Origin of the sequence: Aurantimonas sp. C2-5-R2 (genome assembly GCF_036549495.1) — a bacterium.
GTDB classification, from domain to species: domain Bacteria; phylum Pseudomonadota; class Alphaproteobacteria; order Rhizobiales; family Rhizobiaceae; genus Aurantimonas; species Aurantimonas coralicida_A.
In genome coordinates, this window is the sequence record NZ_JAZHLJ010000256.1 from 1 (window position 1) to 848 (window position 848).

Here is an 848-nt window from a genome sequence, read left to right on the forward strand (position 1 = left end):
CGTGATGTCGCCGAGTTCCGCGATCACGGTCGCGGCCGTCACAAGGGCCATTCCGCGAAGCGTCTGCAGGGCGTGGACCACCGGCGCCAGGGCCCAGTCCGCGAGCATGGTCTCGATCTGCGCCGTCAGCCGATCACGACGGGTCGTTGCGGCTTCGATCGTTGACAGACAGTCTTCCAGGACGATGTGGTGGGCGGGCTGCTCGAACTGCAGCCCGGCCAGCCACCGACGGTGCATCTGCGTCCAGGCGGGACGATTATAGTGGAACCCTTGACGCAGCAGAAATCCGGAGAGTTGCTGACGGGCCTGCCGCAGGCTGCGGACTGCGGCCAGGCGAGCGCGAACCAGATCGCGCACCGCCTCATGGGCAAGGTCGGGAACCCATACGGGCGTCAGTTCGCCAGCCCGATGCAGCTTCGCCAGATTGATCGCGTCCCGACGATCCGTCTTGATCCGATCTCCCGGCCTGCGCGGGATCAGCGAGGGAGCCACCACCACGCAGTCATGCCCCGCCGCGGTCAGTTGCCGCTGAATGCCATAGCCGCATGGTCCGGCCTCGTAGCAGAACCGCAGCACCACTCCCGGCTGGGCCAGCTTGCTCGAAAGACGCGTCAAAGCCGCAGGCGTATTCGAAATCTGTCCGTGTTCGCGGACTTCCCCGCGCCTGCCACTGTCCGCCAGAGCGACCGAAATCGTCTCTTTGTGAACGTCCAAACCGACGTAGGTGATATGTTCGCTCATGGCCCGTCTCCTATGCATGAGGCACGGCACCGGGATATCCGGCGCAACCCTCGAAACCTGCATACTGTGAGACGGGTCGCCCTATCTCAGGCGAACATGTGGTCTAG

General features: G+C 64.4%; 1 protein-coding gene. It reads right to left on the reverse strand.

What is annotated here, in order from left to right; genetic code table 11:
* Window positions 1-741: IS110 family transposase (locus tag VQ044_RS25380; RefSeq protein WP_331827912.1), on the reverse strand; the 741-nt coding region annotated here is incomplete at its 3' end.
* Window positions 742-848 lie beyond the last annotated feature (107 nt).